General features: G+C 36.0%; 21 protein-coding genes and 1 tRNA gene. 11 read left to right on the top strand and 11 right to left on the bottom strand.

What is annotated here, in order from left to right; all coding sequences use genetic code 11:
• Window positions 1-22: 22 nt before the first annotated feature.
• The 4 genes from K412_RS0108785 to K412_RS0108770 all read right to left on the bottom strand — a co-directional run bounded on the left by K412_RS0108785 (window position 23) and on the right by K412_RS0108770 (window position 3,749).
• Window positions 23-2,026, bottom strand: a complete 2,004-nt coding sequence (locus tag K412_RS0108785; protein WP_024832759.1) for a DHH family phosphoesterase — start codon at window positions 2,024-2,026, stop codon at window positions 23-25.
• A 15-nt stretch (window positions 2,027-2,041) separates the two neighbouring features.
• Window positions 2,042-2,386, bottom strand: coding sequence for a MazG-like family protein (locus K412_RS0108780; protein ID WP_024832758.1), 345 nt, complete (start codon window positions 2,384-2,386; stop codon window positions 2,042-2,044).
• 99 nt (window positions 2,387-2,485) lie between these two features.
• Window positions 2,486-3,322 carry a prephenate dehydratase gene (pheA, locus tag K412_RS0108775; protein WP_024832757.1) on the bottom strand — a complete coding sequence of 279 codons (837 nt, stop codon included), beginning with the start codon at window positions 3,320-3,322 and terminating at the stop codon, window positions 2,486-2,488.
• A 112-nt stretch (window positions 3,323-3,434) separates the two neighbouring features.
• The gene (locus K412_RS0108770) at window positions 3,435-3,749 is read right to left on the bottom strand and encodes a putative signal transducing protein (protein ID WP_024832756.1); all 315 of its coding nucleotides are present in this window, start codon (window positions 3,747-3,749) and stop codon (window positions 3,435-3,437) included.
• 207 nt (window positions 3,750-3,956) lie between these two features.
• Between K412_RS0108770 and K412_RS0108765 the strand changes: the two genes are divergently transcribed.
• On the top strand, window positions 3,957-4,634 hold the full coding sequence (locus K412_RS0108765) for a DUF2461 domain-containing protein (RefSeq protein WP_024832755.1): 678 nt from the start codon (window positions 3,957-3,959) through the stop codon (window positions 4,632-4,634).
• Window positions 4,635-4,736: 102 nt separating this feature from the next.
• On the opposite strand, the gene K412_RS0108760 is transcribed toward K412_RS0108765, so the two are convergent.
• Window positions 4,737-6,266, bottom strand: coding sequence for a carbohydrate-binding domain-containing protein (locus tag K412_RS0108760; protein ID WP_024832754.1), 1,530 nt, complete (start codon window positions 6,264-6,266; stop codon window positions 4,737-4,739).
• A 163-nt stretch (window positions 6,267-6,429) separates the two neighbouring features.
• Here K412_RS0108760 and K412_RS0108755 point away from each other — a divergent pair, with 163 nt between their 5' ends.
• The gene (locus K412_RS0108755) at window positions 6,430-7,110 is read left to right on the top strand and encodes a response regulator transcription factor (protein ID WP_024832753.1); all 681 of its coding nucleotides are present in this window, start codon (window positions 6,430-6,432) and stop codon (window positions 7,108-7,110) included.
• A gap of 111 nt (window positions 7,111-7,221) precedes the next feature.
• Here K412_RS0108755 and rpsR read toward each other — a convergent pair whose 3' ends face one another.
• The 3 genes from rpsR to rpsF form a co-directional block, all read right to left on the bottom strand.
• Window positions 7,222-7,515, bottom strand: a complete 294-nt coding sequence (gene rpsR / locus K412_RS0108750) for a 30S ribosomal protein S18 (protein WP_024832752.1) — start codon at window positions 7,513-7,515, stop codon at window positions 7,222-7,224.
• A gap of 85 nt (window positions 7,516-7,600) precedes the next feature.
• The gene (locus K412_RS0108745; protein WP_024832751.1) at window positions 7,601-8,029 is read right to left on the bottom strand and encodes a single-stranded DNA-binding protein; all 429 of its coding nucleotides are present in this window, start codon (window positions 8,027-8,029) and stop codon (window positions 7,601-7,603) included.
• Window positions 8,030-8,040: 11 nt separating this feature from the next.
• Window positions 8,041-8,325: a 30S ribosomal protein S6 gene (gene rpsF / locus K412_RS0108740; protein WP_024832750.1), complete on the bottom strand. Its 285-nt coding sequence runs from the start codon at window positions 8,323-8,325 to the stop codon at window positions 8,041-8,043.
• A gap of 435 nt (window positions 8,326-8,760) precedes the next feature.
• Here rpsF and K412_RS0108735 point away from each other — a divergent pair, with 435 nt between their 5' ends.
• Together K412_RS0108735 and glgB are read left to right on the top strand one after the other, a co-directional pair.
• Window positions 8,761-9,819: a sugar ABC transporter substrate-binding protein gene (locus K412_RS0108735; protein WP_024832749.1), complete on the top strand. Its 1,059-nt coding sequence runs from the start codon at window positions 8,761-8,763 to the stop codon at window positions 9,817-9,819.
• Window positions 9,820-9,930: 111 nt separating this feature from the next.
• Window positions 9,931-12,159, top strand: coding sequence for a 1,4-alpha-glucan branching protein GlgB (glgB, locus tag K412_RS0108730; RefSeq protein ID WP_024832748.1), 2,229 nt, complete (start codon window positions 9,931-9,933; stop codon window positions 12,157-12,159).
• Between the two features lie 28 nt (window positions 12,160-12,187).
• Here glgB and K412_RS0108725 read toward each other — a convergent pair whose 3' ends face one another.
• Genes K412_RS0108725 through K412_RS0108715 form a run of 3 tightly spaced genes read right to left on the bottom strand, consistent with a single transcriptional unit; the run spans window position 12,188 to window position 17,434 of the window.
• Window positions 12,188-15,337, bottom strand: a complete 3,150-nt coding sequence (locus tag K412_RS0108725) for an AAA family ATPase (protein ID WP_024832747.1) — start codon at window positions 15,335-15,337, stop codon at window positions 12,188-12,190.
• A complete protein-coding gene (locus tag K412_RS0108720; RefSeq protein ID WP_024832746.1) occupies window positions 15,334-16,500 on the bottom strand; it encodes an exonuclease SbcCD subunit D in 1,167 nt (388 codons plus the stop codon). Before K412_RS0108720 ends, K412_RS0108725 begins: the two co-directional genes overlap by 4 nt.
• A gap of 16 nt (window positions 16,501-16,516) precedes the next feature.
• On the bottom strand, window positions 16,517-17,434 hold the full coding sequence (locus K412_RS0108715; protein ID WP_024832745.1) for a diacylglycerol/lipid kinase family protein: 918 nt from the start codon (window positions 17,432-17,434) through the stop codon (window positions 16,517-16,519).
• Between the two features lie 216 nt (window positions 17,435-17,650).
• Here K412_RS0108715 and K412_RS0108710 point away from each other — a divergent pair.
• From K412_RS0108710 to K412_RS0108680, 7 genes are all read left to right on the top strand, one after another.
• Window positions 17,651-17,727 (top strand) — tRNA-Arg (locus K412_RS0108710).
• A gap of 339 nt (window positions 17,728-18,066) precedes the next feature.
• Entirely contained in the window at window positions 18,067-18,630 is a 564-nt protein-coding gene (locus K412_RS0108705) for an SH3 domain-containing protein (protein ID WP_024832744.1), read from the top strand.
• A 463-nt stretch (window positions 18,631-19,093) separates the two neighbouring features.
• A complete protein-coding gene (locus K412_RS0108700) occupies window positions 19,094-20,821 on the top strand; it encodes a methyl-accepting chemotaxis protein (protein ID WP_024832743.1) in 1,728 nt (575 codons plus the stop codon).
• Between the two features lie 544 nt (window positions 20,822-21,365).
• A complete protein-coding gene (locus K412_RS0108695) occupies window positions 21,366-22,289 on the top strand; it encodes an ABC transporter permease (protein ID WP_024832742.1) in 924 nt (307 codons plus the stop codon).
• Window positions 22,290-22,305: 16 nt separating this feature from the next.
• Complete coding sequence (locus tag K412_RS0108690) at window positions 22,306-23,301, top strand: ABC transporter permease (RefSeq protein WP_024832741.1); 996 nt, start codon at window positions 22,306-22,308, stop codon at window positions 23,299-23,301.
• Between the two features lie 137 nt (window positions 23,302-23,438).
• Window positions 23,439-24,449, top strand: coding sequence for an ABC transporter ATP-binding protein (locus K412_RS0108685; protein WP_024832740.1), 1,011 nt, complete (start codon window positions 23,439-23,441; stop codon window positions 24,447-24,449).
• Window positions 24,439-25,437, top strand: coding sequence for an ABC transporter ATP-binding protein (locus tag K412_RS0108680; protein WP_024832739.1), 999 nt, complete (start codon window positions 24,439-24,441; stop codon window positions 25,435-25,437). Before K412_RS0108685 ends, K412_RS0108680 begins: the two co-directional genes overlap by 11 nt.
• Window positions 25,438-25,520: the final 83 nt, after the last annotated feature.

Below are 25,520 nucleotides of genomic sequence, written 5' to 3'. Positions count from 1 at the left end.
CCTCCTGTTTGCGGTTTTTAATTTATTCCTTTGCAAGGCTGTCGATATATTCGTAAATAGCATCTTTAAGCATTTTCTTTGCATCCTGTATGGATACGTCTTCAATCTGGGCACCTGCTACTGTCAGATGTCCGCCTCCACCAAGCTTCTCCAAAATCATCTGCACATTTATATCCCCAAGGGACCTTCCGCTGATTACAACCTCTCCATTATGGTAACTCAAAACAAATGCCGCTACAAGTCCCGAAAGACTCAACAGTTGATCCGCAGCCTGCGCTGCTATAAGTTGTGCACCTTTGATATTATTTGGACAAATGGATATTGCAATATTATCATACACTACTTCTGCATCTTTTACTATATTTGAAATAGCAATGTAAGTTTTCAAGTCATTCTGGAATAACTGCTTAACTGACACAGTATCAGCACCCTGTCTTCTCAGGTACGATGCCGCCTCAAAGGTTCTTACCCCTGTTTTAAATATAAAGTTCTTTGTATCCACAACTATTCCTGCATATAAAGCTTCAGTTTCGATATTTGTAAGCCTTATCCTATCTTCTACGTATTGCAGAAGCTCTGTTACCAACTCACAAGTTGAAGATGCGTAGGTCTCCTGATAGGAGAGTACTGCATCCTGAATAAAGTCGGCCCCTCTCCTGTGATGGTCTATAATTACTACCTGTTCTGTCATTTTCAACAGTTCCGGAGCTTCAGTAAATCCCGGTTTATGTGTATCAACTACTATAAGCAGTGTTTTCTTAGTTATAAGGTCCAATGCCTCATTTGTACCCACGAAAACATTGGTATACTCGGGTTCCTTTGCCATCTTGTTTAGTATTGCATCTATATTAGCATTAGAATGATTAAGTACAATATTCACTCTTTTATCCCTGTTTTTTACAATACGATAAATGCCAAGTGCTGCACCAAGACAGTCTATGTCTGCATTCTCATGGCCCATAATAAGTACAGAGGGTGCCTGATCTATCAAACCTCTCAGAGCATATGCAATAACCCTGGCTTTAACCCTTGTCCTCTTCTCAAGCTCTCTTGTACGACCACCAAAGAAACGGAAATTGTCGCCATCTTTTATTACAACATGGTCTCCGCCTCTGCCTAGAGCTATATCAATACACGCATATGCATTTTGCAGATTTTCCACAATTGTGGGCGCATTTATACCCAAGCCTATACTGAGTGTAACAGGAATCTTGTTTCCGAGATTTATTTCCTTAACTGTTTCCAGTATTTCAAATCGTTTTTCTTCCAGTTCATACAGATACTTGAATGCAAATATGCACAGATATTTGTCCCTTTCAAATTTCTTTAGAACTCCTCCAGTATGACTTATCCAACCAGTAACCTTTTTATCTATTTCCGCCAGTAATTGCTGTCTTACTGCATCTTCCATACCTTGCATCAGGTCATCATAATTATCAATTACGATAAGTCCTACAGTATTTTTATTGTCCTCAAACTTCTTTTTTTCCTCTATTAATTCAGTATTATCAACCAGATAAAGCATAACAATAACGCTTTCCTCGCTATTACTGTCGTCAAGCTTTACCAAATTGCCCAGAACTGAATAATGTCTATTATTTATAGTTATTTCAGAAGAAATGTTTATGCTGTCCCCTTCCAGCATTTGAGGTTTCAAATCAGAAACAAGTTTCTCTACTGTTTCATCCTGTAAAGTATCATTTTGGAATATTCCTTTAAAAGAGGAATTATACCATACGGTTGTTCCATCTAATTCTGCAAGTACCAAAGGCATAGGAAAGTTTAACAAGGTATCCTTTGTAGCACAATCTATATTAAAGGTGAGTGTCTCTATGTACTTGGTTATTTCCCGGTTTCTGATATGGGTAGACTTATAGTTATAAATCACCAGAAACACAAACAAAACATACCCCGGTATGGAAACCAAAGGGTTTATAATCGTTATTACAATTATGAGAAAGAAAATTACCCAAAGGTAAAAACCTGCCTTTGGAATAAATATCCGTGATAGTTTTCTGCTATCCATCTGAATTCTCCTGAATTAAGTCCCATGCCTTCCGGTTCTTGATACATTAAGGTGTTTTGACAAATCTGACAAATCCCCATAATACTTCTCAACATCATGATTTTCCACAAGGCCGAGCCTAATCTTACTATCTATTTTCATTTCTATTGTTTTATAATTAATGCCAAACCGCTTTCCAAGAAGATAACAAATTAAAATAATATTTGCAAGCGTGTCTGCAAGTGTTTCCGAAACCTCGTCCCTAAAACCGTTTACCAGCGCTTTAAACAAATTTGCTACATCAGTAAGCAGTTCGCTTTTTAGCCATTCAATAATCTTAACATTTCTTGTTATATCAATTTGATTGTCAAAGTGAGCCATAGCTTCCCCCCACATATAGTCTACCATTTTTTGTAATGTAAATTATACCACTATTATGGGGTTATGGCCTTTCATTTCCCGTTATTTTCGGTGTATATTCTATATTTTTCCCTTAATCATGGGATAAGAACCAATAAACTTGTAAAAAGAAGTTTTTCTTTTTATCATTGTCAAAGCGTCGTAAACATCTTGGTTCTCTATATGTCCGTCAATATCTACGAAAAAAATATATTGTCCAAGTGCATTTTTAGATGGCCTCGACTCAATTCTTGTCATATTGATATCCCACAGGCTGAATATATCCAATACTCTGTACAAACTTCCGGGTTTGTTATCCGTTGAAAATACAATGGAAGTCTTATCACAACCCGTCATTTTGGAGTATTCCTTTGATACTATTACAAACCTAGTATGGTTATTTGCAACATCCTGTATATTTGCTGCCAATACTTCAAGGCCATTTATTTTAGCAGCTGTACGACTTGTAATTGCCGCATAGGTACCGTCACCTTCAGAAACTCTTTTAGCTGCTTGGGCAGTACTATTTTCTTCAACCTGAAGAACCTTAGGATAAAATTTGTTCAAAAATTCTCTTGCCTGTCCCAATGGCTGAGGATGTGACATTATTGTGGTAATATCATTAGGTGAAGTCCCCTTCTTTACTACCAGGTTTAAGCTAACGGGAAGTACAAGTTCTCCTTTAATATACAAACCTTCTTCTTTGGCCAACACATCAAGGGTAACGTTAACAGCACCTTCAAGGGAGTTCTCAATAGGAACTATTGCTTCACTTATAACATTGTCTTTAACTGCATAAAGAACATCCTGAATAGACACAAACTCCTTTAGCGTGCATGACTGTCCTTCTGCATATATTCCGGCCGCTTCATGTGAAAATGTTCCGCATGGCCCAAGATAACCAATACTCTTAACCATTAATATTACCTACCCGTTTTATATATAAATTCTTTTTCTGACAATAATATATAATAACATTTATTACCCATATTTCCAACCGAATAATAAAAAAAGGGTAGAACCTTGGCTATTAGTCATTTTCGTTTTCACTATTATCAGTTTCCCCTAAATCCAGTGCCTGCTTTTCCAATTCCTCATCACTGACTTGGGTATTAATTATATCAAGTGCCTCTTGGTATCTATCCTCTGGTACTTTTATATCTATTGGATTGCAAGGCCCTAGTATAACATTTAGCAAAGTACTGTCAATGAGGCCCAAATCCTTACCTTTCCCAACACATACTATTCCACTTTCCTTAAGCTTTCCTTTAATTATATTAAACTCAAACTCATTATCTGCAGTTTTAAGGTACCTCCAATTATTCTGATCTCGTTGGTTATCCATATATACCCTCCAATCAACCTGCCATAATATTACCATATATGTTTTCTGATTCCACCTTTTTTATATATTATACTATTAAGTAAGATAATTTTGTTAGCAAATTTACAACCATATTGATAATAAATTTTTCTATAAGCTTCCGTTGATTTTACTCCTACTATCTGTCAGAATAAAAAAAGATAATATTTAACAGGAGTTGACATTATAATGAGTTTTAGTGGATTTACCGGTGAAGCCCTCAGGTTTTTATTTGAGAATAGAATGAACAACAGTAAGGAATGGTACGATAGTCATAAGCCCGACTATAAAAAATATGTGTATAATCCGTTTATGGAATTAATTAAAGAGTTAATCCCTGCTATAATAGAAATAGATAACCAAATTATAACTATACCCTATAAATTGATTTCCAGAATCCGCAGAGACACACGATTTACCAAAGATAAAACACTTTATAGAGATAATGTTTGGATTGTTTTTCTCAGGGATAAGAGCGCCATGTCAACCTCACCTTGTTTTTGGTTTGAGTTAAACCAAAAGGGCTCAAGCTATGGAGTGGGATTCTACGGTGCCGAAACTAAGTCAATGGCTAACATGCGAGAAATGATAATTAACAGACATCCTCTGTTTCTGAATGCACTTGCTTGCTATGAGTCCCAAAATCAGTTTGTTATCGGTGGCGATATGTATAAAAGAAGCAAATTCCAAGATCAACCTGAAAATCTAAAACTATGGCTGGACAGAAAAAATATTTACTTTGAAAGTGTGCAGAATAACTTTCAACTTGCATTTTCAAAAGAATTACCAGAAGTATTAAAGCAGGGTTTTCTGCAGCTAAAGCCAATATATGATTTCTTATGTATGGTTGAAGCTTACGGAGGATAGGCCTTATAAGTTAAATAGCGAACTATCCGGATATTTACATACCCGGATGGTTCGCTTAACTTTATAACCTTGCCGCCTTTTCCAAGTAATTATGTTGTGTAATTACCAAGGGAACCAGCCTCCGCCAAAGATTGAGCCGCCAGCAACTGTTACCATACTATTGGTTGTAAATGTTCTCGTGGAATTTCCATTTATGTACATTGTGTAAGTTTGTCCTTTTAACAAAGCCGGAGAAGTAAACAGTAATGTTGAACCTGTTTTCTTAGCTGTAAAGTTGAATATTTCTGTTCCGGATGAATTCTTTATACTTACTACCGCATTAACAGATGTTGGACCGGATAGTACAGCTGAACACTGTGTAGAAGTGTTGGCTGTAGGAGAAGAAGTACATCCTCCCACTGCTGCAAGAGTGCCTCCAGTGATAGTAAAATTGTTAGTATCACAATCGGCACAGCCATCAGGATTTCTACCGCCATAAATAATAGCATTACCGCCAGTCATAGTTATAGTTCCATTTGAGTCATACGCGTCTGTTCCTGCCAATATACCAATGTCTCCTCCATTAATAATTAGCTTTTTCCCTGCACATAAACCATCTTCATTTGCTGTAATATTAATAGTACCATTATTAACAGTAACAACATCCTTACCTTCAATACCTTCATATGATTTAGTTACTGTAATTGTGCCACCGTTCAGTGTCATTGCTAATTCAGAATGTATTCCATCGTCACCTGCACTTAGCGTAAGGGTACCATCCTCAATAATTATATCACCATCGGTATCAATACAATCTGAAGCAGCAGTGATATTCAGCGTTCCTCCGGTAATTTTTATTGTATCGTTGCAATGTATTCCATCCTTAGGAGCAGATTTAATAATAATATTTCCATTTTCTATTTTAATATCGTCATCTCCAGCAATACCGTGCTTGTAATTACCAGTAATATATAAAGTTCCGGCACCCTTTATTTCCAAATCATCGTTGCTGGATATAACTGCTTTAGCTTCGGAGTTAGCCGCAGAGTAACTTTTTGCATCAGTTAAGTAGTTAGTGGTGCCTTTTTCAATAGTAATAAATCCCTTGTCAACGTTTTGAAAAAATATGGCAGGTCCGCTTGAATTGGTTATACTACATCCATTAAGTCGCAATTTAACCCTTTCCGTAGTACTAACATAAATCATACCATTTGCTAAAGTACCTACTACCTCAAAGTCACCTCCGGCAGTAATATTAACAGTTGTACCATTTACAGATACACCCTTTCCTGTGCAGGTTATTGTATTACCTAAGCTGATTTTCCCAACGTTCTGTTTCCATGCATCTTCAGGATCAACTGGTTCTTCTGGAGTAACATTATCAACGGGAAATTTAGTTATGTTTCCCAACAGATAACTTTTTAGTAATGCAAAATCAATAGCATCCACTGCGCCGTCGCCATTTAAATCAGCAACTTTAGTATCGCCAATCGTAGAAATACCTAAAAGACTGCTCTTCATTGCAACAATATCTAACGCATCTATCCCTCCATCAGAATTTATATCTCCGGTTACAACAGCTGCATTTGCTAGACTACTACTTAAAGCAACAGTACTTGCCATAAGCAATCCCAAAAACCACTTATTTTTCATAAAACCCTCCCTTTCTGTACTTTTTGTATACCATATATAGGTTTATTCTACAATTTTAAACTTAAATCAACCTTAAAAACTCCATTACTTTTGAGTATTTATTGACATTTTTATCAATTTATAACATTATATATATTAAATCATTAGAAATGAGGATTTTGTTATGAATATTCTTCTTATTGAAGACAGAATTCCTTCCGATGATTCTCTGCTACACATATTTAAGGATAACAAATACACAGTCGACCTTGCCGCCAGCACCGGAGTTGCTTTTCATCTTGCTCTGACAGGTGCATACGATATTATCGTATTAGATACTTTGACTCATATATCAGACGGAATTGCTCTGCTAAAGGATATAAGGAAAAGCGGCCTAACATTACCTATTCTTTTTCTTTCTGCTCTAGGTGACATACCATATAAAGTAACTGGACTTGACAGCGGTGCAGATGATTACCTAGTCAAGCCATTTTCTACGGAAGAATTATTAGCGAGAATCAGAGCTTTAGGCAGGCGTAAAAACTCAATACTTTTAAGCAGCAATTTATGCTATGGTGACATCACCCTTGATACCAACAGCTTAACAGTATCAACAGAAAAATCAAAAATCAAATTAACCTGTCAGGAGTGTAAAATATTAGAATTTTTAATTATTAGAAAATATATGATTACTTCAAAAGACCAAATAATAGAAAAAATATGGGGGTTCGACTCTGATGCACATGAAAACAACGTAGAAGTTTACATATCTTTTATAAGAAAAAAATTGAAATCTTTAAATTCCAAAGTACTTATAAGTACTTTTCGTAGATTAGGTTACCGACTAGATATAAAATCAAAGTAATAATAAGCTTATTTAAATTTTCCTTATTAGGTTAAAAGCACTGCAGGCAAATGTCCACAGTGCTTTTTGGGATTAAATTATATTTTTCTCTCTTTTATTATCTATTTATCTTTATTCAGCAGTATATGGAAGTAAAGCAATATGTCTTGCTCTCTTAACCGCAACTGTTAACTGACGTTGGTGCTTAGCACAGTTTCCTGATATTCTTCTAGGAAGAATCTTACCTCTTTCAGAAACATACTTTCTGATTTTAGCAACATCCTTGTAATCTATTTCTGTAGCTTTATCAACACAGAATGAGCAAACTTTTTTCTTTACTCTTCTCATTCTCATGCCGCCTTTACCTTCACCCTTGTCATAAGAATCTCTATCGTTTCTTTTATTATCTTTCTTTGCTCCTGACATGTCTAACTCCTCCTTTCAAGTACCCTTAGTGGTACTTATTTTGATTTATAAAAATCCCGTTAAATTTCTGTATTAAAATTCCATACTAAAAAGGTAGTTCGTCATCCTCATCCATAGGATAGAATCCATCACCGGATGCGGCAGGTGTTTCAGAATAAGTTTTCTGTGTGGAACCACCGTTACCAGTCTCACCGCTACGTTTGCTGTCAGCAAAGTAAGTTTCCTCAGCGACAACTTCTGTAACGTAATGTCGTTTTCCCTCATTATCGTCCCATGTTCTGGTCTGAATCCTACCAACAACAACAACCTGCATTCCTTTTGTGAAATACTTTCCACAAAACTCTGCACTCTTGTCCCATGCAACAATATTAATGAAATCAGCCTGTTGCTGTCCTTCTCTGGCAAAACGTCTGTTTACTGCAAGTGTGAAACTCGCAACTGCCGTATTGTTTCCACTGGTGTATCTTAGGTCTGGATCTTTTGTAAGTCTACCCATTAATACAACTTTGTTCATATTCCCACCTACTAATCCTTCTTTATTATGATATACTTGAGAATTCCTTCAGTGATTTTGTAGATTCTTTCTAATTCAGCAGGAAATTCTGGGCTTGATGAAAAGTTTGCAAGTACATAATAACCTTCAGTCTTGTCATCGATTTCGTACGCCAACTTTCTCTTTCCCCATTCGTCGATGCTTTCTAGCTGAGCTGAAGTTTCGAGTAAAGTTTTGAACTTTTCTACGAGAGCCTTTGTAGCTTCCTCGCCAACTTCTGAATTGATAATAAAGATAGTTTCATACTTCTTCAACATTATTGGTCACCTCCCCTCGGACTTTAGCGGCCCTGTTTCATGAGTACAGAGCAAGGATGTTATCTTAATTTATTTGTAACATACAATTTTGTATTTTATCACAGTTTGTAGGAATAGGCAAGTCTTATTTTTTCTTCTCTTTTAATTTAATAATTGCTAACTTTGTTATTGACTGAATTATGGAAATTTATATCTCTAGTGCTATGATAACAATTATCATTCTCATAAAATAATTGGGATAAGGAAATTTTTAGTTAATTTTCACAAATAAATATTGTCTTTTTTGGTTTTTTTTGATAGTCTTAAATAGTATTTATAATCTAGACCAATAATTAACGCTTTTTAATCGGAAAAAAATATAGATAAATACTTTGACGGCTTCCTACTTAATATAGAGTAACTTTCATACTTTAACAAAGGCGGTGTTTAGTTTAGATGAGGATTAAGCAACTAATAATACTCCTTTCACTTACAAGTCTGATTATTATAGTTTTTTCATCCGGTTGTTCTTACAAAAACCAAGCGAAAAACTCTGACAAATTAATCATTGGACTTTCTATGGCTACTCTCCACGAAGAGCGTTGGCAAAGAGATGTGGATGCCCTAAAGGCAAAAGCTAAAGCTGAAGGAGCTGAAATTCTTTTTCGTAGTGCAAACAACAACATAGATACTCAGATTTCCCAGGTTGAAAATTTACTGTCAAAAGGTATAGACATTCTTATAATTGTCGCCCAAGACTACGAAAGATCTCAACAAGCTGTCCAATTAGCCAGAAATAAAGGAATAAGGGTAATTTGTTATGACAGACTCATTAGAAATGCAAATACTGATTTTTATGTCTCTTTTGATAATATAAAAGTTGGAGAATATATGGCATCACTGATGGTATCAAAAGTTCCCAAAGGAAATTACATAATAATAAATGGAGCTAGAACCGATAATAATAGCTTTATGTATAACAAAGGCTATAAAAATATATTGGGTAAATATATTTATGAAGGCTCTATAAAAATAGTTGATGAAGTCTGGGCAAATGACTGGAATCCAGAAGATGCCTATAGGTGTGTGGACAAGGCTCTTCGCGCAGGTAAAAAGATTGATGCAGTTATTGCGGCTAATGACGGCCTTGCCGGCTCAGCAATAGAAGCCCTTTCCAAAAAGCACTTGGAAGGGAAGGTTCCTGTTGCCGGGCATGATGCAGATATATCCGGCTGTCAAAGAGTAGCCGAAGGAACTCAGCTATTGACTGTTTACAAGCCTATAGACCAATTAGCAGCAAAGGCTATTGACGTTGCTATGGGCCTTTTAAAAAATGACTATTACGCCTGTAATAAAGTTATTAATGACGGTGAATATGATATCCCTTATGAGGTAGTAGAACCTGTGGCAGTCACAAAGGATTCACTTATTGATACTGTTATAAATTCAGGATTTCATAAGCTGGAAGATGTATACAAGCATGTTCCGCGAGATAAATGGCCAATTAAAGGTTAGTACTTATGTAAGTGACACTTATCATAAACTTACCGGCATTATTGATTTCCTTATTATGTTATAATATTGGTAGTATGAATTTGCCCCAACGTTTTAATTCAGAGGTGTTACATGAGAAAAAATTTGGTTGAAGCAGCTACAAGTATTATAAATGGTGAATGTAAAGATCCTCATTCTTACCTGGGAATGCACCTGGTGGGTGCGGAAGGTAAGAATCTTCAAACCGTTGTCAGAGTATATCAACCTACTGCTAAAATGGTTGAGCTTCTGGATATTTCCGCGGGCAACTCATTTCCAATGAAAAAACTTTGTAATGAGGGAATTTATGAAATAATATTTCCAGACAGAAGTGATATTTTTGAATATAAGCTCAAAATAACAGACAGCACAGGAAACAGTTTCTCAACACATGACCCTTACAGTTTCTGGCCTGTTATATCAGAATATGACACACATCTTTTTAATCAAGGCAATCACCACAGGATTTACGAAAAGCTGGGTGCACATGTCATGACCCATAATAATGTAAAAGGAACCCTTTTTGCAGTTTGGGCCCCTTGTGCTAAGCGTGTAAGTGTGGTGGGAGATTTCAACCAATGGGATGGGCGCAGACACCAAATGCGTGAACTGGGTTCGTCAGGCGTTTGGGAATTATTTATACCTCTTGTATCAAGCGGAGATTTATATAAATTTGAGATTAAGACCATTGATAATAATCTGATTTTAAAAGCCGATCCTTACGCTTTTTACGCTGAAAAGAGGCCTAACACAGCCTCAATTGTCATGGACATAGATAATTACACTTGGTGTGATGACCAATGGATAAGCTCAAGGGAAGAAAAAGATGTATTCAATAACCCTCTGTCAATATATGAACTTCATCTGGGAACTTGGTCAACTGCCGCAGAACCTGATGAAAATGGAGACATATATATAAATTACAGAATTATTGCTGATAGACTAATTCCGTATATAAAATATATGGGATATACTCACATTGAATTATTACCTGTTGCCGAGCATCCCTATGATGGTTCCTGGGGATATCAGGTCACTGGCTATTATGCTGTCACAAGCCGGTATGGAAAACCTGAAGATTTTATGTATTTTGTTGACATGTGCCATCAGAATGATATCGGTGTCTTGTTAGACTGGGTTCCTGCTCATTTTCCTAAAGATGCACATGGATTGGCACGATTTGATGGATCAGCCTTATACGAACATTCAGACCCACGTCAGGGTGAACATCCTGAATGGGGTACTCTTGTTTTTAATCATGGACGCAATGAGGTGCGGAATTTTCTTATATCAAACGCTGTATTCTGGTTTGAAAAGTATCATATAGATGGTTTGAGGGTAGATGCTGTTGCATCTATGATTTATCTGGACTATGCGAAAAAGCCAGGTCAGTGGATTCCAAACAAATACGGTGGAAACTTAAACCTTGAGGCTGCTGATTTTTTAAAGCAGCTTAATACAACGGTCTTCAATTATTTTAAAGGTGTAATCATGGTGGCTGAGGAGTCCTCTTCATGGCCTATGATTACAAAACCACCTTATATGGGCGGTCTTGGGTTTACCTTCAAATGGAATATGGGCTGGATGAACGATTTTCTGAAATATATAAAAATGGACCCTATTTACAGAAAATACCATCACAATCTTATTACATTTTCTCTTATGTACGCTTTTAGTGAAAACTATATTCTCGTTCTTTCTCACGACGAAGTTGTACATGGCAAATGCTCAATGTTAAGCAAACAGCCGGGAGATTACTGGCAGAAGTTTGCAGGGCTTCGAGCCACTTATGGTTACACCTATGGGCATCCGGGTAAAAAGCTTCTGTTTATGGGAGGCGAGTACGGACAATTCATTGAGTGGAACGACAAAAAAGGCTTGGATTGGCATCTTCTGGACTATGAAATGCATAAAAAGATGCAAACCTATGTTAGGGATTTAAATACTTTGTACAGGGAAAGCAAAGCTTTATATGAAGTGGATTTAAGCTATGACGGCTTTGAATGGATAGACTGCAATGATAATGACCATAGTGTGGTTTCCTTTATAAGAAAGGGCAAGGATTACCACGACATGCTGATTTTTGTTTGCAATTTTACACCTGCGGTCAATTATAATTATTGCATTGGCGTACCTTTTGACTTGGAGTATGAGCTTGTTATGAACAGTAACTATGAAAAATATGGCGGGTATGACTCGGATGATTCAAATAAAATATATTCGGTGATTAAGGAACCTCTCCATGGAAGACCATTTAAACTTTGTCTTACAATACCATCCTTTGGTGTACTTGTTTTTAGACCAATATTCAAAGACTCCTGAGTACTTTCTCAGGAGCCTTTGAATATTGTTATATATTGAAATTTATAAAGCTTCCTTCTTTGTTTGAAATTACTTCAAGCACTGATTGTATTCTCTCTTTTATTTCAGTTACATGTGAAATTACCCCTACTAATCGTCCTGTTTTTTGAATTTCAGTGAGACATTCTATAGCACTATCCAGAGATTCAGGGTCAAGGGAGCCAAAGCCCTCATCAACAAACAGGGTATCAAGGCTAATCCCTCCGGAATAGGACTGTACAATATCAGCTAAACCCAAAGCGAGAGCAAGGGAAGCTTTAAAACCCTCTCCTCCCGAAAGAGTCTTAACATGACGAGCCTTTCCTGTATAATTGTCGAAAACCTCCAGCTCCAAACCCTGTTGAGCCCGACCCTTTCCTTTTTCCTCTTTTCTCTTTAAATAGTATCTTGAACCTGTCATTCTAGTTAGTCTATGATTTGCCGCAATAATTATTTCGTCAAAGTAAGCTGCCAATACATATCTCTCAAATGTTATCCTTTGAGGATTATCCCCTTTAGCAACTCTGGCAAGTTTTCCGATTATTTTGTATTTTTCCTCAAGCTGATTCAATTTTTCAATGCTTCCAGTAAGCTGTTTTATTGTTTTCGAATTATTGTTGAATCTGGAAAACACTATGTTATGTCGCTCCTGAAGCAACTGCTGTTTTTTCTCTAACTCCCCAAGGCGTTCATTTAGCAGTGCAATATCTTGTATTTCCAGTCCTTTTGTTTCCTCCTCAAGACGCCTATACAAATCATAAATTGATTTCAAGTTTTGATAGTAGTCGTTTATTTCCTGCTGGAGTATGTCAATTTCCTCCTGAGTTTTTTTCATACTCAAAAATTGCTGGTAATCTGCAAAATTAGAAGACTCAAGTTTTTCCTTTAAAAGTTTTTGCAGCCTAGCAATTTCTTTTGTGCCTTCCTCTATGGAGGAAACTCTTATAGCAACTTCCCTTTCTGCATTGCTTACAGCCTCTCTAGAGGATTCATGAAGCTTTTTAAGCTCTTCATACTGTTCACAAAATTTATTAATTTTAGACCTTTGTTCTTCAATTTTTGCTTTTAGTTTCGATGTGGAACGTATATCTTCTGAAATCTCATTCTCAATAGTTTGCACTTCGGTTTGCAGTCTTGTAATATTCTCAAGTATACCGGTTTTTCGTGTAGTCAGGCTCTGAACAGACCTTTCCAGTGCTTTCAATCTTTGGCGATTTTCAGTATGCTTCTTTTCTAATATGCTTTTTTTGTCTGCAAAGTCTTTTTTTGATTTATACTGAGCTTTTAATTCAATAGTTTTTTCTTTAAGTTGAACCCCTGTTGTATTTATATGTCCAAGAACTATTTCAAATTGACCTCTTTCCACTAATGCCATATTGTCATAAATCAATACATTATCATCCAGAGCATTAAGTCTGCTGAGTATCTCTTGACGTTTGCTTTCTACACTTCCGCTTAATTCTGAAATTTCCTTGGATTTTTCTGTCCTTTGCTCAGTTAACTTGGAAAATTCCGATTTTTTATTCCTAATCTGTTCTTCCGTTGGAATAGAAGATGGCATTTCAGCAGGCTTTGGATGGTCAAGAGCTCCGCACACAGGGCAAGGAGAATTATCACTCAGGGTTTTAGCAAGTATTCCTGCTTGACCTTGTATGTAAGTATCTTCCATTAACTCCAACCTGCTTCTGAATTCATAAAAATCCTTTTCAAAGATAGCAAACTCAGCCCTCTTCTTTTGGAGACTGCCTATCTCTTCCTGACATACACCTATAAGCTTCCTAATTCCATCGAGTTCCTTCAGCAGCTTTGTGTTTTCTGATATTTGTTTTTCAAGATTTATACATTCAGCCTCGGTTGTATAAAGCAGTTTCAGATTTTCTGCCTGCCGGCTTTCCAGTTCTTTGCTTGTTTCAATATCCTTCTGAGCCTTTTCAAGTTCTCCTGTTGCTTTGGTATACTCTTCTCTGACATTCTCTAACTGTTTTAATCCCTTATCATATTGGATGACCTTTGGAAGCATCTTTTCCAATAATGCAAGTTCAGTCTCATGTTTTTTTATTTCAGGTTCCAATCCTATATGAGTATTTAAGCTCTCCTCTGTATTTCTGAACTCCAACTTCCGTTTCTCAAGTTCCTGCTTTGCCAGCTCCAATTCTTCGGTCTTTACTTCCAGTGCTTTCTCTACTTTCCTGCACTGCTCATCTACTTCACTTATAGGCAAAGTTTTTCTTGCATATTCAAGAATTTTCTCCTTTTCACGGAACTCATTCTCTCTGGCTTTAAGACCTTCGTACTGTTGTTTTGATTGCGCTGTGTCTGAAAGCTTTTTGTTTACTTCTGTACATTTTGTAATCTCTTTCTGAAGCAAGGCCTGTTCTTTTGCCGTAGTATTTAATTCAGCCTTGATTTCATCTATTATAGACTTGTCCTGTTGCATCAGCAGTTGGACTCTATCAATAAACTGCGTAAAATTAACATTTTGAGCAGTCCTGATTTCATCCAGTGCTAGGTCCTCCCCTACATCAAAATGATTTATATGGGTAGCTATCTCCGTTTTAAGGTCATGAACGGATTTTTCCAGACAGGCTCTATCTTCATCAAGTCTTTTTTGTATTTCTGCAAAATCCTCAGTTCCAAATATCTTTCTGAAAATAATTTCCCTATCGCTACTGTCAGATTCCAGAAGTTTTCTGAATTCTCCCTGAGGAAGCATTACAATTTGCTTAAATTGTGATTTATTAATACCAAGAAGCTGATTTATACGCTCATCTACATTTATTATTTTTGTAATCAAAGTTCCGTCCGGCATCAGAAGCTCTGCATCGGCATTCCTTATGGTGTACCCTTCTCCCCTTAGCTTCTTTTGCTCCTGCTGAGGGGATCTTCTTATTCTGTATATTTTACCTTTGAGCTCAAACTCCATTTCAACAAATGTCTCTATCCCCGGTTCTGCAAAATCGCTTCGCAGACTATCCCTGTCCCTGCTGCTTCCTGAAGCTTCACCGAAAAGTGCAAAGCTAATAGCGTCAAAAATTGTAGTCTTTCCTGCCCCTGTTGGCCCCGATATTACGAATATCTGTTCGGTAAGGGTAGTAAAATCAATAACCTGTTTTTGTGCATACGGCCCGAAGGCACTAATTGTAAGTTTTAACGGTTTCATTTACTCCCTCCTGTTTCTACCTCACCTATTACCCTCTCCACAATTTTTAGTTCTTCCTGTGTCAAAGGTTCCCCCTGTATTGAGCTATAGAATTCCTGAAACAGCTCTATTTTTGCCTTGGATTTATAGCCCTCGGAGGCGGAAGTTTTATTATCATCCCGAATCATTACACTTTCCTTTGTAAGTCCCATTACATTAGGATAAACGCTTCTTAGCTTTGATATAGGGTCAATAAGCTCGCCTTTGTCTGTTAATATTGCATATATATAATCATCAGTATTTGAAGCTGCGTACACTTCAGGCTTTAAAAGCTCCCCTATAGGGCCTTTTATAATTCGCATATCCCTCTTAGGTTTAAGTTCTATCAAATTTACATGTGAATTACCATTACCGTCAATTTCAACTACATTTATCCCCTTCTTCTGGTTAACCTCCGAAAAGGAGTATTTCAGCAAAGAGCCAGAATACCTTATATTATCTGCACCTGCCCGTTGAGGCGCATGTAGATGTCCAAGGGCAGTATAGGTAAAGGAGTTAAAATAACATGAATTAACCATATCCGTACCTCCGATACTAAGGGGTCTCTCTGATTCACTGGTAATTTCCGCATGTCCTCCAAGATATGTTATGTACCCATGGGTAATCATTACATTTCTTTCATTTTCATGCATTTCTTGCCCCACTTTTTCAATAAGCTTTTTCATGGCATCGTCATGGGTAGATATTTCGTTATCCTGCAATATATGCCTTATATTACGTGGGTCTGAGTAGGGCAAAAGATAGAAGTTAACCGAACCAAAATTATCTTGTAATACCACTTTTCGAACATTACCGTCAAAGCGCCCCACGATATGCAGCCCGTTATTTGTTAATATTTTACTGGCAAATGATAAACGCTCAGCACTGTCATGGTTTCCTGCAATAGCAAGAATAGGAACTTTGAGTTCAAGAAGGACAGTATTGAAAACTCTGTCCACCAGTTCAATGGCATCTACAGGGGGTATGCTCCTGTCAAATATATCTCCTGCGATTACTAAAGCATCAGGTTTTTCATCTGATATCACGGATATAAGTTGATTAAGTATATATTCCTGATCCTCCAGCATACTGAACTCATTTACCATTTTTCCAATATGCCAGTCTCCTGTGTGAATTATTTTCATTTTGTCCCTCCCTCGATTAAATATTAACTACACTTTCGTTAGTTGTCATACCTACAGGATAAATTACATTAATAGCCCCTTTTAGTATTTCAAACTCAATTTCCTTTCCTGTAAGAATTTCTCCGTCTATATTAAGTGCGATTGTGTCTTTACTTTCAATTTTTATTTTCTTTGCTCTTTTAAAGCTAACATATTCTAATTGTCCGTGTTCACCTTTTATATACTTTGGAAATAATGTTAAAATCTTGAACCTACTAACTTCTCTAACTAGACATACATCAAGGAATCCGTCATCCAGAACTGCATCTGGGACAGGCAGCATTCCCCCGCCATAAAACCTTCCGTTGGCAACTGCGGCAAGAAGTATTTTTAAATCAAACTCCTCATTATCGTCTATAGTGACTTTTACCTCATTTATTTTATTTTTGAAAGTTGTATATATTAATGAAAACAGGTATGCCATTCTTCCTGGTATATACGGCAGTCTTTTAAATTTCCGGGCATTATAAACAATATCGGCATCAAACCCTATGGAAGAAATATTTATAAAGTATTTCCCGTTTGCCCTTGCCAAATCTAAACTTCTTTCCTCTCCGCTTATGGTTTCAGATACTATTTCCTTAGCCTTATATTCTCCATGTATGCTTCTTATAAAATCATTTCCAGAGCCTGCTGGTATAACCCCCAAGGAAGCTCTTGTTCCTGCTATCCCGTTTACTATTTCATTTACAGTCCCATCCCCACCAATGGAGTATATCCTGCATATTTCACTCTCTGCGTATTCACGGGCAATTTTTGTTGCATGTCCCGGATACTCAGTTATTTTTAATACATACTTATGGTGTGTCCCCTTGAAATAGTTCTCAATTACCGGTATAAGCTCCAAAGCCCTTCCCTTCCCGGCAGCGGGATTTATTATAAAGACGTGTCTCAAATTTCTACCTCCCATATGGGGTTTATTCTGAATAAAAGTTCTCAATTTCTTTATAGTAATTCTATTTTAACATAATATAAGAAGCTTATTAAAATATAGAAGTTTCCAATTATGAGCTTTCACTAATTGGAAAAAATTATTTTTAGTAAATGGTTGCTTTTTGCATTAATATGTATTATCATATTATGTGCGTCATGATTTATACGCAAAATAAATGCGCCCGTAGCTCAACTGGATAGAGCGTCTGGCTACGGACCAGAAGGTTGTGGATTCGATCTCTGCCGGGCGCGCCAAATTGAAACCCTCTAAGTAATTAGCTTAGAGGGTTTTGTTATTTTATTTTCCATTTACATTTTAGAATATTTGACACCGTTTTGACTTCATCTTGTTTAAATAGTCTATTGTAGTATTTTTATTTACTGATACTAATTTCAGTTTCTCTACCATTCTTTCACCCTTATTAAGGATTTTTATTCACTATTTATATAATAAAATATCCTTATAAATACTTTATTTGCTCACATTTATAACTTATTCAGCATTATTATTTTACAGCTCAAATCAAAACGTACTTTACATTTATGTATAATTAAGGTATAATTTGTTGCAAATTGTAGATTTAGGAGGATTTTATGAAAAATATTGAGAATTTCATTAAAAAAACATTTTTTATGATTCTAGCGGTTGTTATTACAGGAGTTAATGTATTACAACCCACCACTGTTAATGCATATACAACCGGAGCAACATTTTCTACATATTATACAACTGATAATGTTAATGTACGAAAAGGTCCTGGTACATCCTATGCTTCATATGGGATAATCCCTGCAAATACTGTACTTTGGACTGGTCAATATCAAGGAACATCTGGATCCTGGATTAAAATAAGAATTTTTAATAGTAAAACAGAAACAACAGGATATATTAATAGTTCATATCTAAAGACAACTACTACTAATAGGTTTTATACAGCAACTGATAATGTAAATATACGAAAAGGTCCTGGTACATCTTATGGTATAATAACAACTATTCCTAAAGGTGCAGACCAACGGTTATGGTATGCTCATAAAGTGCATGCGAATGGTTATACTTGGGTTGCAACAGACGGTGCTAATAGTAATATAAGCCTAGGTTCAAGTGGATATTATATAGGTGCATATGCATGGGTTGCTTTAGATTATTTTAAATAGTTCGCTAGAGCATAGATAATTAATTTGCTTAACACGTAAAAATTTCTTGATGTTATATAACACAATAACGTAGGCTCAAATAAACTATATAAAAAACCGCAACTTTTCAAAACAAAAGTTGCGGTTTTTATTCATATGAATAAATGATATAAATAGTTTTTTGCACATCCACCAAAACCCTCCCAAAACTACACAATTTGTAATTTCTTGACACATAATTAGAAAAAAATAAGTATTATGTCAAATATTTGACATTATTCCATATTTAATAGTATACTAATAATATATTAATGATAAAATTAATATCTATTTTTATTTGTAATTTAAGTTTTAATGGCCATTGAGTAAACTAATGGTTCGGGCAACTTAAGTTATTCTAAAGTTTTACTTTTGGCATTTTAGTTTTCTTATAATGTACTTTCCTAATGGTTAATTTCATAAAATTATAAGGGGGATATGTACCATGTTTAAACTAATGGATAATGCTAAGATAAGAGTAAAGCTTGTGTTATTAATATTTGCAATGATTATTGGAATGGTTCTTGTTGGGAGTATGGGCTGGCTTCAGACTAGGAAGGCCCAGGAAGCTCTTAACACCATGTATAATAATAATCTTAATCAAGTTGCAAATCTAAGTAACGCCGGAACTGATTTAATGACCGATTTTACAAATATCTTAAGGCTTATTGCGTCTGATGACACAAGTTATCAAATGGCTGTTCTAAGCGATATTATAGGAAAAGAAAAAAATCTCGACGATGGCATTAAAAAAATTTCTACTTCAAATTTAGGTTCTGAAGGAGCAATGATATATGCATCAATAAAAGAGAACCTAACAGCATGGAAAGAAATCAAGAATAAGATTATTGAATTATCCACATCGGGCAACACCCCAGAAGCCTCCACCCTATACAGTGATAAAGGTGATACTGTATTTCGCAAACTTGAATCAAGTGTAACTAGTCTTATAAACGCCAACATAAAAGAAGCTTCGGATGTGTATAAGAAAAGTCTGGAATCTGCAAGACAAGCATCCCTTTTTCTGATTATTTTGATAATAGCCGTTTCTCTAATCTGTATATTGATAGGAGCTATAATTGTCAGATCAATAACATGTCCCATTTCAACTATTGTTTCCATTATAAGAAAAACAGCGGGTTTTGATTTAGTTTTTGATGAATCATACAATTCAATGATTAAGCGCAGGGATGAAATTGGCATAATAATTAATTCCATATCAGATATGAGACACTCCTTACATAATACTATTACCAAGCTACACAATATATCAGGTACCATGGCTGCTAATTCTGAAGAGCTGACAGCTTCTACTGCCGAGAGTACAAAGAGTATTACCCGTGTAACCCAATCACTTGACGAAATTGCAAAGGGAAATGCCAACCAGGCAGAAGTTGTAAGCAAAACCAGTGGGCATATTACAGAAATTGCAGAACACATATCCCAAGCCAATGACGCTACCATCGAAAATGAGAAAGCGGTAATACTGTCACTAGAAGCTGTTTCAGAAGGCTATGAGGCCGTAATATTAGCATCCCAAAAGGTACAGGAAAATATTTCTGTTTCTGAAGATGTAAACAAGTCATTGGAAGACTTAAGCAAGTCTATTATTAAGGTAGGAAGTATATCAGATGTAATAAATTCTTTAGCATCTCAGACAAATTTATTGTCATTAAATGCCGCTATAGAGGCTGCCAGAGCCGGAGCAGCCGGTAAAGGCTTTGCGGTGGTTGCAGATGAAATACGCAAGCTAGCTGAAGAATCATCCTCTGCTGCTAAAGAAATTACTGCCATAATTCAAGCAATAATAGCAAAGAACACTATAACAGCCAATAAAATAGAAAGAGCAAAAGAAATAGAGGCTGAACAGTCTTCTGCTGTTAATATTACAAAACATGCTTTTGATAAAATAAAAACATCTGTAGAAGCTATCGCAGATAAAACTAAGAAAGTATCTGAAATGCTAGCCACAATTGACAAAGCCTCCAAAGAAATTTCAAGCCATACACATGATCTGACAACTTTAGCGGAAGAATCCGCAGCCAGTTCCGAAGAAATTTCAGCTTCAAGTCAGCAGCAACTTTCTGCAATGGAGATAATAGCAAAGGCTTCAAGTGACTTGGCTATTATGGCTCAACAATTGGATAGTGAAATCAATAAATTCAGACTGTAAATTTATATCAAAAAAGTGGTCGCTAAATCAGCCGACCACTTTTTATTTTTCATTAATTCATGTATATCTTTATACTATTTTGCTTTATTATGTTAACGTATTATAACTTTACATTAATAATATAATTTAAAACTCTAACCATTCACCGCTTTATTATGTTAACATATTATTAGATTAATGAATTAATGGGTATTTTTACCAAACTTTTATCATTTGGATTAGTTAGAATGACCAAAACCTTGAAACCCGCTTAAATACAATATTTTACAAGAGTCAATAAGTGAATAAATTATTGAACTTTCCTTCATTTTGGTGTATAATTCGACAATACGAAGACATTTTTTGATACCTTTTGCAAGTTACACATCAATTTGTTTCCCAAAATGACAATGTTGTCATAAACAAATATTCAGATTGATTGTTTTTTTTGTGTCCAAATGGGTCTGTAATTATGTCCAGTAACGATTATTTTTGTTATTGGTATTTACTTTAATAATTATTCTTAATATGCCGCATTATATAAATGCGGTTAGGAGGTCTTTAAATGGCAAAATATATAATCAAAAGGTTATTGGTCTCACTTTTGACTTTATGGATTATGTTTACACTTACATTCTTTTTGATGCATTTTGTACCAGGTAATCCTTTTATAGGTGAAAAGAAGATGACTGCTGAAATGTTAGCCAATCTAAATGCAAAATATGGTCTGGACAAACCTTTAGGGGTTCAGTATCTCAATTATGCAAAGAATGTGCTTCATGGTGATTTTGGGCAGTCAATACAACTGATTGGTCAGGATGTAAAAGACATAATAGCTCAAAAGTTCCCTTATTCACTTAGGCTTGGTATTTTCGCCAGCGCATTGGCAATGATAATTGGAACTATTCTTGGGGTATTGAGCGCACTTAAAAAAAATACTGTTGTAGACAGGCTCATTATGTTGATTGTGACCTTTGGAATTGCAGTTCCAAGCTTTGTAGTTGCCACAATTAGTATGATTATTTTTGGCGTACAACTAAAAATATTACCTACAATTAGCGATTTAAGCACTGTTTCCAGCTACATTTTACCAGGCTTTGCACTATCGTTCTTCCCTTTGAGTTTTATAACGAGGCTCATGCGTTCATCCATGCTTGATGTTATAAATCAAGATTATATCAGAACAGCTCGGGCAAAAGGTCTTTCAGACAAGACTGTTATATTTAAACACGCTTTAAGAAACGGAATTCTTCCTGTAGTAACTTATGCCGGACCAATGGTTGCGTCTGTTCTTACAGGTTCATTCGTAATTGAATCAATATTTTCCATTCCGGGTTTGGGAAGCACTTTTGTTACCAGTATAACTGGAAGAGATTACACTACTGTAATGGGAGTAACGATTTTCTTCGGAGCAATCCTAATTTTAATGAATTTCATTGTTGATGTAGTATACAGATTCGTTGATCCTAGAATCAACATTATCAATTAAGGGGCGGGTGACATTAATGAATACTATGAATAATTCAAAAGTTTTGGAAAAAAATTTATTTTTGCCTGCCACAGACGAGGAAAAGGCAACAGCTGAGGTTATGCGTCCATCTGTTAGTTATTGGAGGGATGCATGGAACAGATTAAGAGCTAATAAAGTGGCTACTGGAGCTCTAGTCGTTATTATTTTGATTATACTGGCTGCTATCATAGGACCAATAGTTTCTCCATACTCATATGAGCAGATACTAAAAGGCCAAGAAAACTTAAAGCCAAGCATGCAGCATATATTCGGTACTGATAGTCTAGGTAGAGACCTGTTCACAAGAACAATGATAGGTGCAAGAATTTCTCTTGCAGTTGGTGTAGTAGCAGCAATAATGATATCAATTATCGGTATTATCTACGGTGCAATTTCTGGATTTTTTGGAGGTTGGGTTGATAATATCATGATGAGAATTGTTGACATAGTATACTCGGTTCCCACAATTCTTATAGTAATTCTATTGCAGGTTGTATTGAAGAAACCTATTGATATTTATATTCAGTCAGGCCACGCACCTGCTTTTCTCAATAGCATGGGTGTTGGTCTTATAAGTATATTTCTGGTTATGGCTCTTTTATACTGGGTAGATATGGCTAGAATAGTTCGTGGCCAGATTTTGGCTCTTAAAGAGCAGGAATTTGTTCTGGCTGCTAAAGTACTTGGTGCAAGCAACAGATCTATTATATTTAAACATCTGATTCCAAACTGTATAGGACAGATAATAGTTGTAACTACTCTTAAAATACCTGAAGCAATATTTACAGAATCATTTTTAAGCTTCATAGGTCTTGGTGTATCATCACCTATGGCTTCTCTGGGCTCTCTTTCTCAAATAGCTTTAAAGGGAATATATTCATATCCTTATATGCTTATATTTCCAGCATCAGCTATAAGTATTATTATTCTGTCCTTCAACCTTTTTGGAGATGGACTGAGAGATGCTTTAGACCCAAGAATGAAAAAGTAGCATTTGTAATTTTATGTTGTATTTTGTAATAATTAGAAGGTTAATTTTGAAAGATACGGGTATACCTTAAATAATACAGGATATACACTTTTAGATAATTATTAAATGCCTCTTAAGGGGCAGGTGAGGTAATTGCTATGAATAAAAAACTACTTGAAATAAAAGATTTAGAAGTTTCATTTTTTACTCCGGCAGGTGAAGTTAAAGCCGTCAACGGAATAAGCTATTCACTTGAACCCGGTAAAGTTCTTGGTATTGTAGGAGAGTCAGGTTCAGGAAAAAGTGTTTCATCTTATTCTGTTATCGGACTTATTGATAAACCAGGAAAAATTGTAGGCGGAAGCATTATATTTGACGGTAAAGATGTTTCCAAAATGACTAAACAGGAAAGACTTCAGATTGCGGGAAATGAAGTAGCAATGATATTTCAAGACCCTATGACTTGTCTTAATCCTGTTTTTACTATAGGGAATCAGATAGCAGAGTCCCTATATCACAAGTATGGAAAAATCTCTAAGGAAGAAGTTAAGAAAAGGTCTATAGAACTACTGTCACTTGTAGGTATAAATGAGCCTGAAAAAAGACTTTCTCAATACCCCCATGAATTCTCAGGTGGTATGAGACAAAGGGCTATGATAGCTATGTCACTTGCAGGCGAGCCAAAACTGCTGATTGCTGATGAACCCACAACAGCACTTGACGTTACCATACAGGCACAGATTCTTGAGCTCTTAAAAGATATACAGAAAAAGACCGGCATGGCCATTGTTCTTATTACTCATGATTTAGGAATAGTAGCAGATATGGCTGACGATATTATTGTTATGTACGGCGGGAAAATAGTTGAACAGGGATCAGTTTACAGCATATTTAAAAACCCACGTCATCCTTATACCAAGGGGCTTTTACGTTCATTACCCGACTTGAACACTAAGGGTTCGAAGCTTATTCCTATTAAGGGAAACCCCATTGATTTGCTTCATCTCCCCTCCGGATGTGCCTTTGCCCCAAGATGCGAGGAATGTCTTAAAGTCTGTATTAACAACATGCCGGAAGCTTATGTAGAAGCTGATGGTCATACTACTTCTTGCTGGTTAATGGATGAGCGGGCAAAAGAAAGCATGGAGGAGCAGAAAAATGGAAAATAACTCAAATAAAAATAAATCACCTTTAGTTGAAGTAAAAAATCTGAAGCAATATTTCACAATTAAAAACAGTGCCGGAAAGAAGGCATATGTTAAAGCAGTAGATGATGTAACTTTTGACATATATAAAGGTGAAACGCTAGGCTTAGTGGGAGAATCAGGTTCAGGAAAAACTACCTTAGGACGTTCTATTCTGCGAATCTATAATCCTACCAGCGGAACTGTAAAAATTGACGGAGTAGATATTACTAAATTCCAAGGGAAGAAATTACTTCCATATAGAAAAAAAATGCAGTATATCTTTCAGGATCCGTATGCATCACTGGATCCACGTATGACTGTATCCGATATTGTGGGAGAAGCTTTGGATATACATGGTTTGGCAAGCTCTAAAAGTGACAGAGCAGATAAGATAAGGGAGCTTTTAACACTTGTAGGTCTTAATACAGAACATTCATCCCGTTATCCTCATGAATTTTCAGGAGGACAACGTCAAAGAATAGGAATTGCCAGAGCAATCGCAGTACAACCGGACTTTATAGTTTGTGATGAACCTGTTTCAGCATTGGACGTTTCTATAAGAGCACAGATAATCAATACACTTGAGGAAATGCAGGACAGGCTAAATCTCACATACCTGTTTATATCCCATGATTTGGGAGTAGTTAGGCATACATGTGACAGGGTTGGTGTTATGTATCTTGGTCATATAGTTGAATTGGTTGAGTCAGAGGAATTGTATAAAAATCCAATGCATCCTTATACCAGAGCGCTACTGACGGCTATTCCTGAGCCTAATCCTGATACTGCAAAGAAGCGTAATCGTATAATTCTTAAAGGGGAAATACCTTCTCCTGTTAATCCGCCGTCAGGCTGCAAATTCAGGACAAGATGTCCATATGCAAAAGATATTTGCTCTCAAAAAACACCAGAATTAGTAGACCGTGGTAACGGACATTATGTATCATGCCATTTTGCAGGAGAAATATAATTGATTAAATTTTTCCATATTGCAAGAAAGTAATATATAAAAACTCGTATGCTTCGGTGAGGTCGACATTTGGAGCAAAAGAA

It is taken from the genome of Ruminiclostridium josui JCM 17888, assembly GCF_000526495.1.
Taxonomy (GTDB): Bacteria; Bacillota; Clostridia; order Acetivibrionales; family DSM-1351; genus Ruminiclostridium; species Ruminiclostridium josui.
Note: the sequence above shows the minus strand (reverse complement) of the source record. Positions and strands in the feature narration are given on the sequence as shown.

Bases quoted from the DNA above. Each gene is read 5' to 3' on its own strand.
- rpsR (WP_024832752.1), bottom strand. From the start codon at position 7,515: ATGTCAGGAGCAAAGAAAGATAATAAAAGAAACGATAGAGATTCTTAT.
- K412_RS0108690 (WP_024832741.1), top strand. From the start codon at position 22,306: ATGAATACTATGAATAATTCAAAAGTTTTGGAAAAAAATTTATTTTTG.
- K412_RS0108780 (WP_024832758.1), bottom strand. From the start codon at position 2,386: ATGGCTCACTTTGACAATCAAATTGATATAACAAGAAATGTTAAGATT.
- K412_RS0108765 (WP_024832755.1), top strand. From the start codon at position 3,957: ATGAGTTTTAGTGGATTTACCGGTGAAGCCCTCAGGTTTTTATTTGAG.
- K412_RS0108705 (WP_024832744.1), top strand. From the start codon at position 18,067: ATGAAAAATATTGAGAATTTCATTAAAAAAACATTTTTTATGATTCTA.
- K412_RS0108745 (WP_024832751.1), bottom strand. From the start codon at position 8,029: ATGAACAAAGTTGTATTAATGGGTAGACTTACAAAAGATCCAGACCTA.
- K412_RS0108720 (WP_024832746.1), bottom strand. From the start codon at position 16,500: ATGAAAATAATTCACACAGGAGACTGGCATATTGGAAAAATGGTAAAT.
- K412_RS0108735 (WP_024832749.1), top strand. From the start codon at position 8,761: ATGAGGATTAAGCAACTAATAATACTCCTTTCACTTACAAGTCTGATT.
- K412_RS0108770 (WP_024832756.1), bottom strand. From the start codon at position 3,749: ATGGATAACCAACGAGATCAGAATAATTGGAGGTACCTTAAAACTGCA.
- K412_RS0108680 (WP_024832739.1), top strand. From the start codon at position 24,439: ATGGAAAATAACTCAAATAAAAATAAATCACCTTTAGTTGAAGTAAAA.
- K412_RS0108685 (WP_024832740.1), top strand. From the start codon at position 23,439: ATGAATAAAAAACTACTTGAAATAAAAGATTTAGAAGTTTCATTTTTT.
- rpsF (WP_024832750.1), bottom strand. From the start codon at position 8,325: ATGTTGAAGAAGTATGAAACTATCTTTATTATCAATTCAGAAGTTGGC.
- K412_RS0108760 (WP_024832754.1), bottom strand. From the start codon at position 6,266: ATGAAAAATAAGTGGTTTTTGGGATTGCTTATGGCAAGTACTGTTGCT.
- K412_RS0108695 (WP_024832742.1), top strand. From the start codon at position 21,366: ATGGCAAAATATATAATCAAAAGGTTATTGGTCTCACTTTTGACTTTA.
- glgB (WP_024832748.1), top strand. From the start codon at position 9,931: ATGAGAAAAAATTTGGTTGAAGCAGCTACAAGTATTATAAATGGTGAA.
- K412_RS0108785 (WP_024832759.1), bottom strand. From the start codon at position 2,026: ATGGATAGCAGAAAACTATCACGGATATTTATTCCAAAGGCAGGTTTT.
- K412_RS0108725 (WP_024832747.1), bottom strand. From the start codon at position 15,337: ATGAAACCGTTAAAACTTACAATTAGTGCCTTCGGGCCGTATGCACAA.
- K412_RS0108700 (WP_024832743.1), top strand. From the start codon at position 19,094: ATGTTTAAACTAATGGATAATGCTAAGATAAGAGTAAAGCTTGTGTTA.
- K412_RS0108755 (WP_024832753.1), top strand. From the start codon at position 6,430: ATGAATATTCTTCTTATTGAAGACAGAATTCCTTCCGATGATTCTCTG.
- pheA (WP_024832757.1), bottom strand. From the start codon at position 3,322: ATGGTTAAGAGTATTGGTTATCTTGGGCCATGCGGAACATTTTCACAT.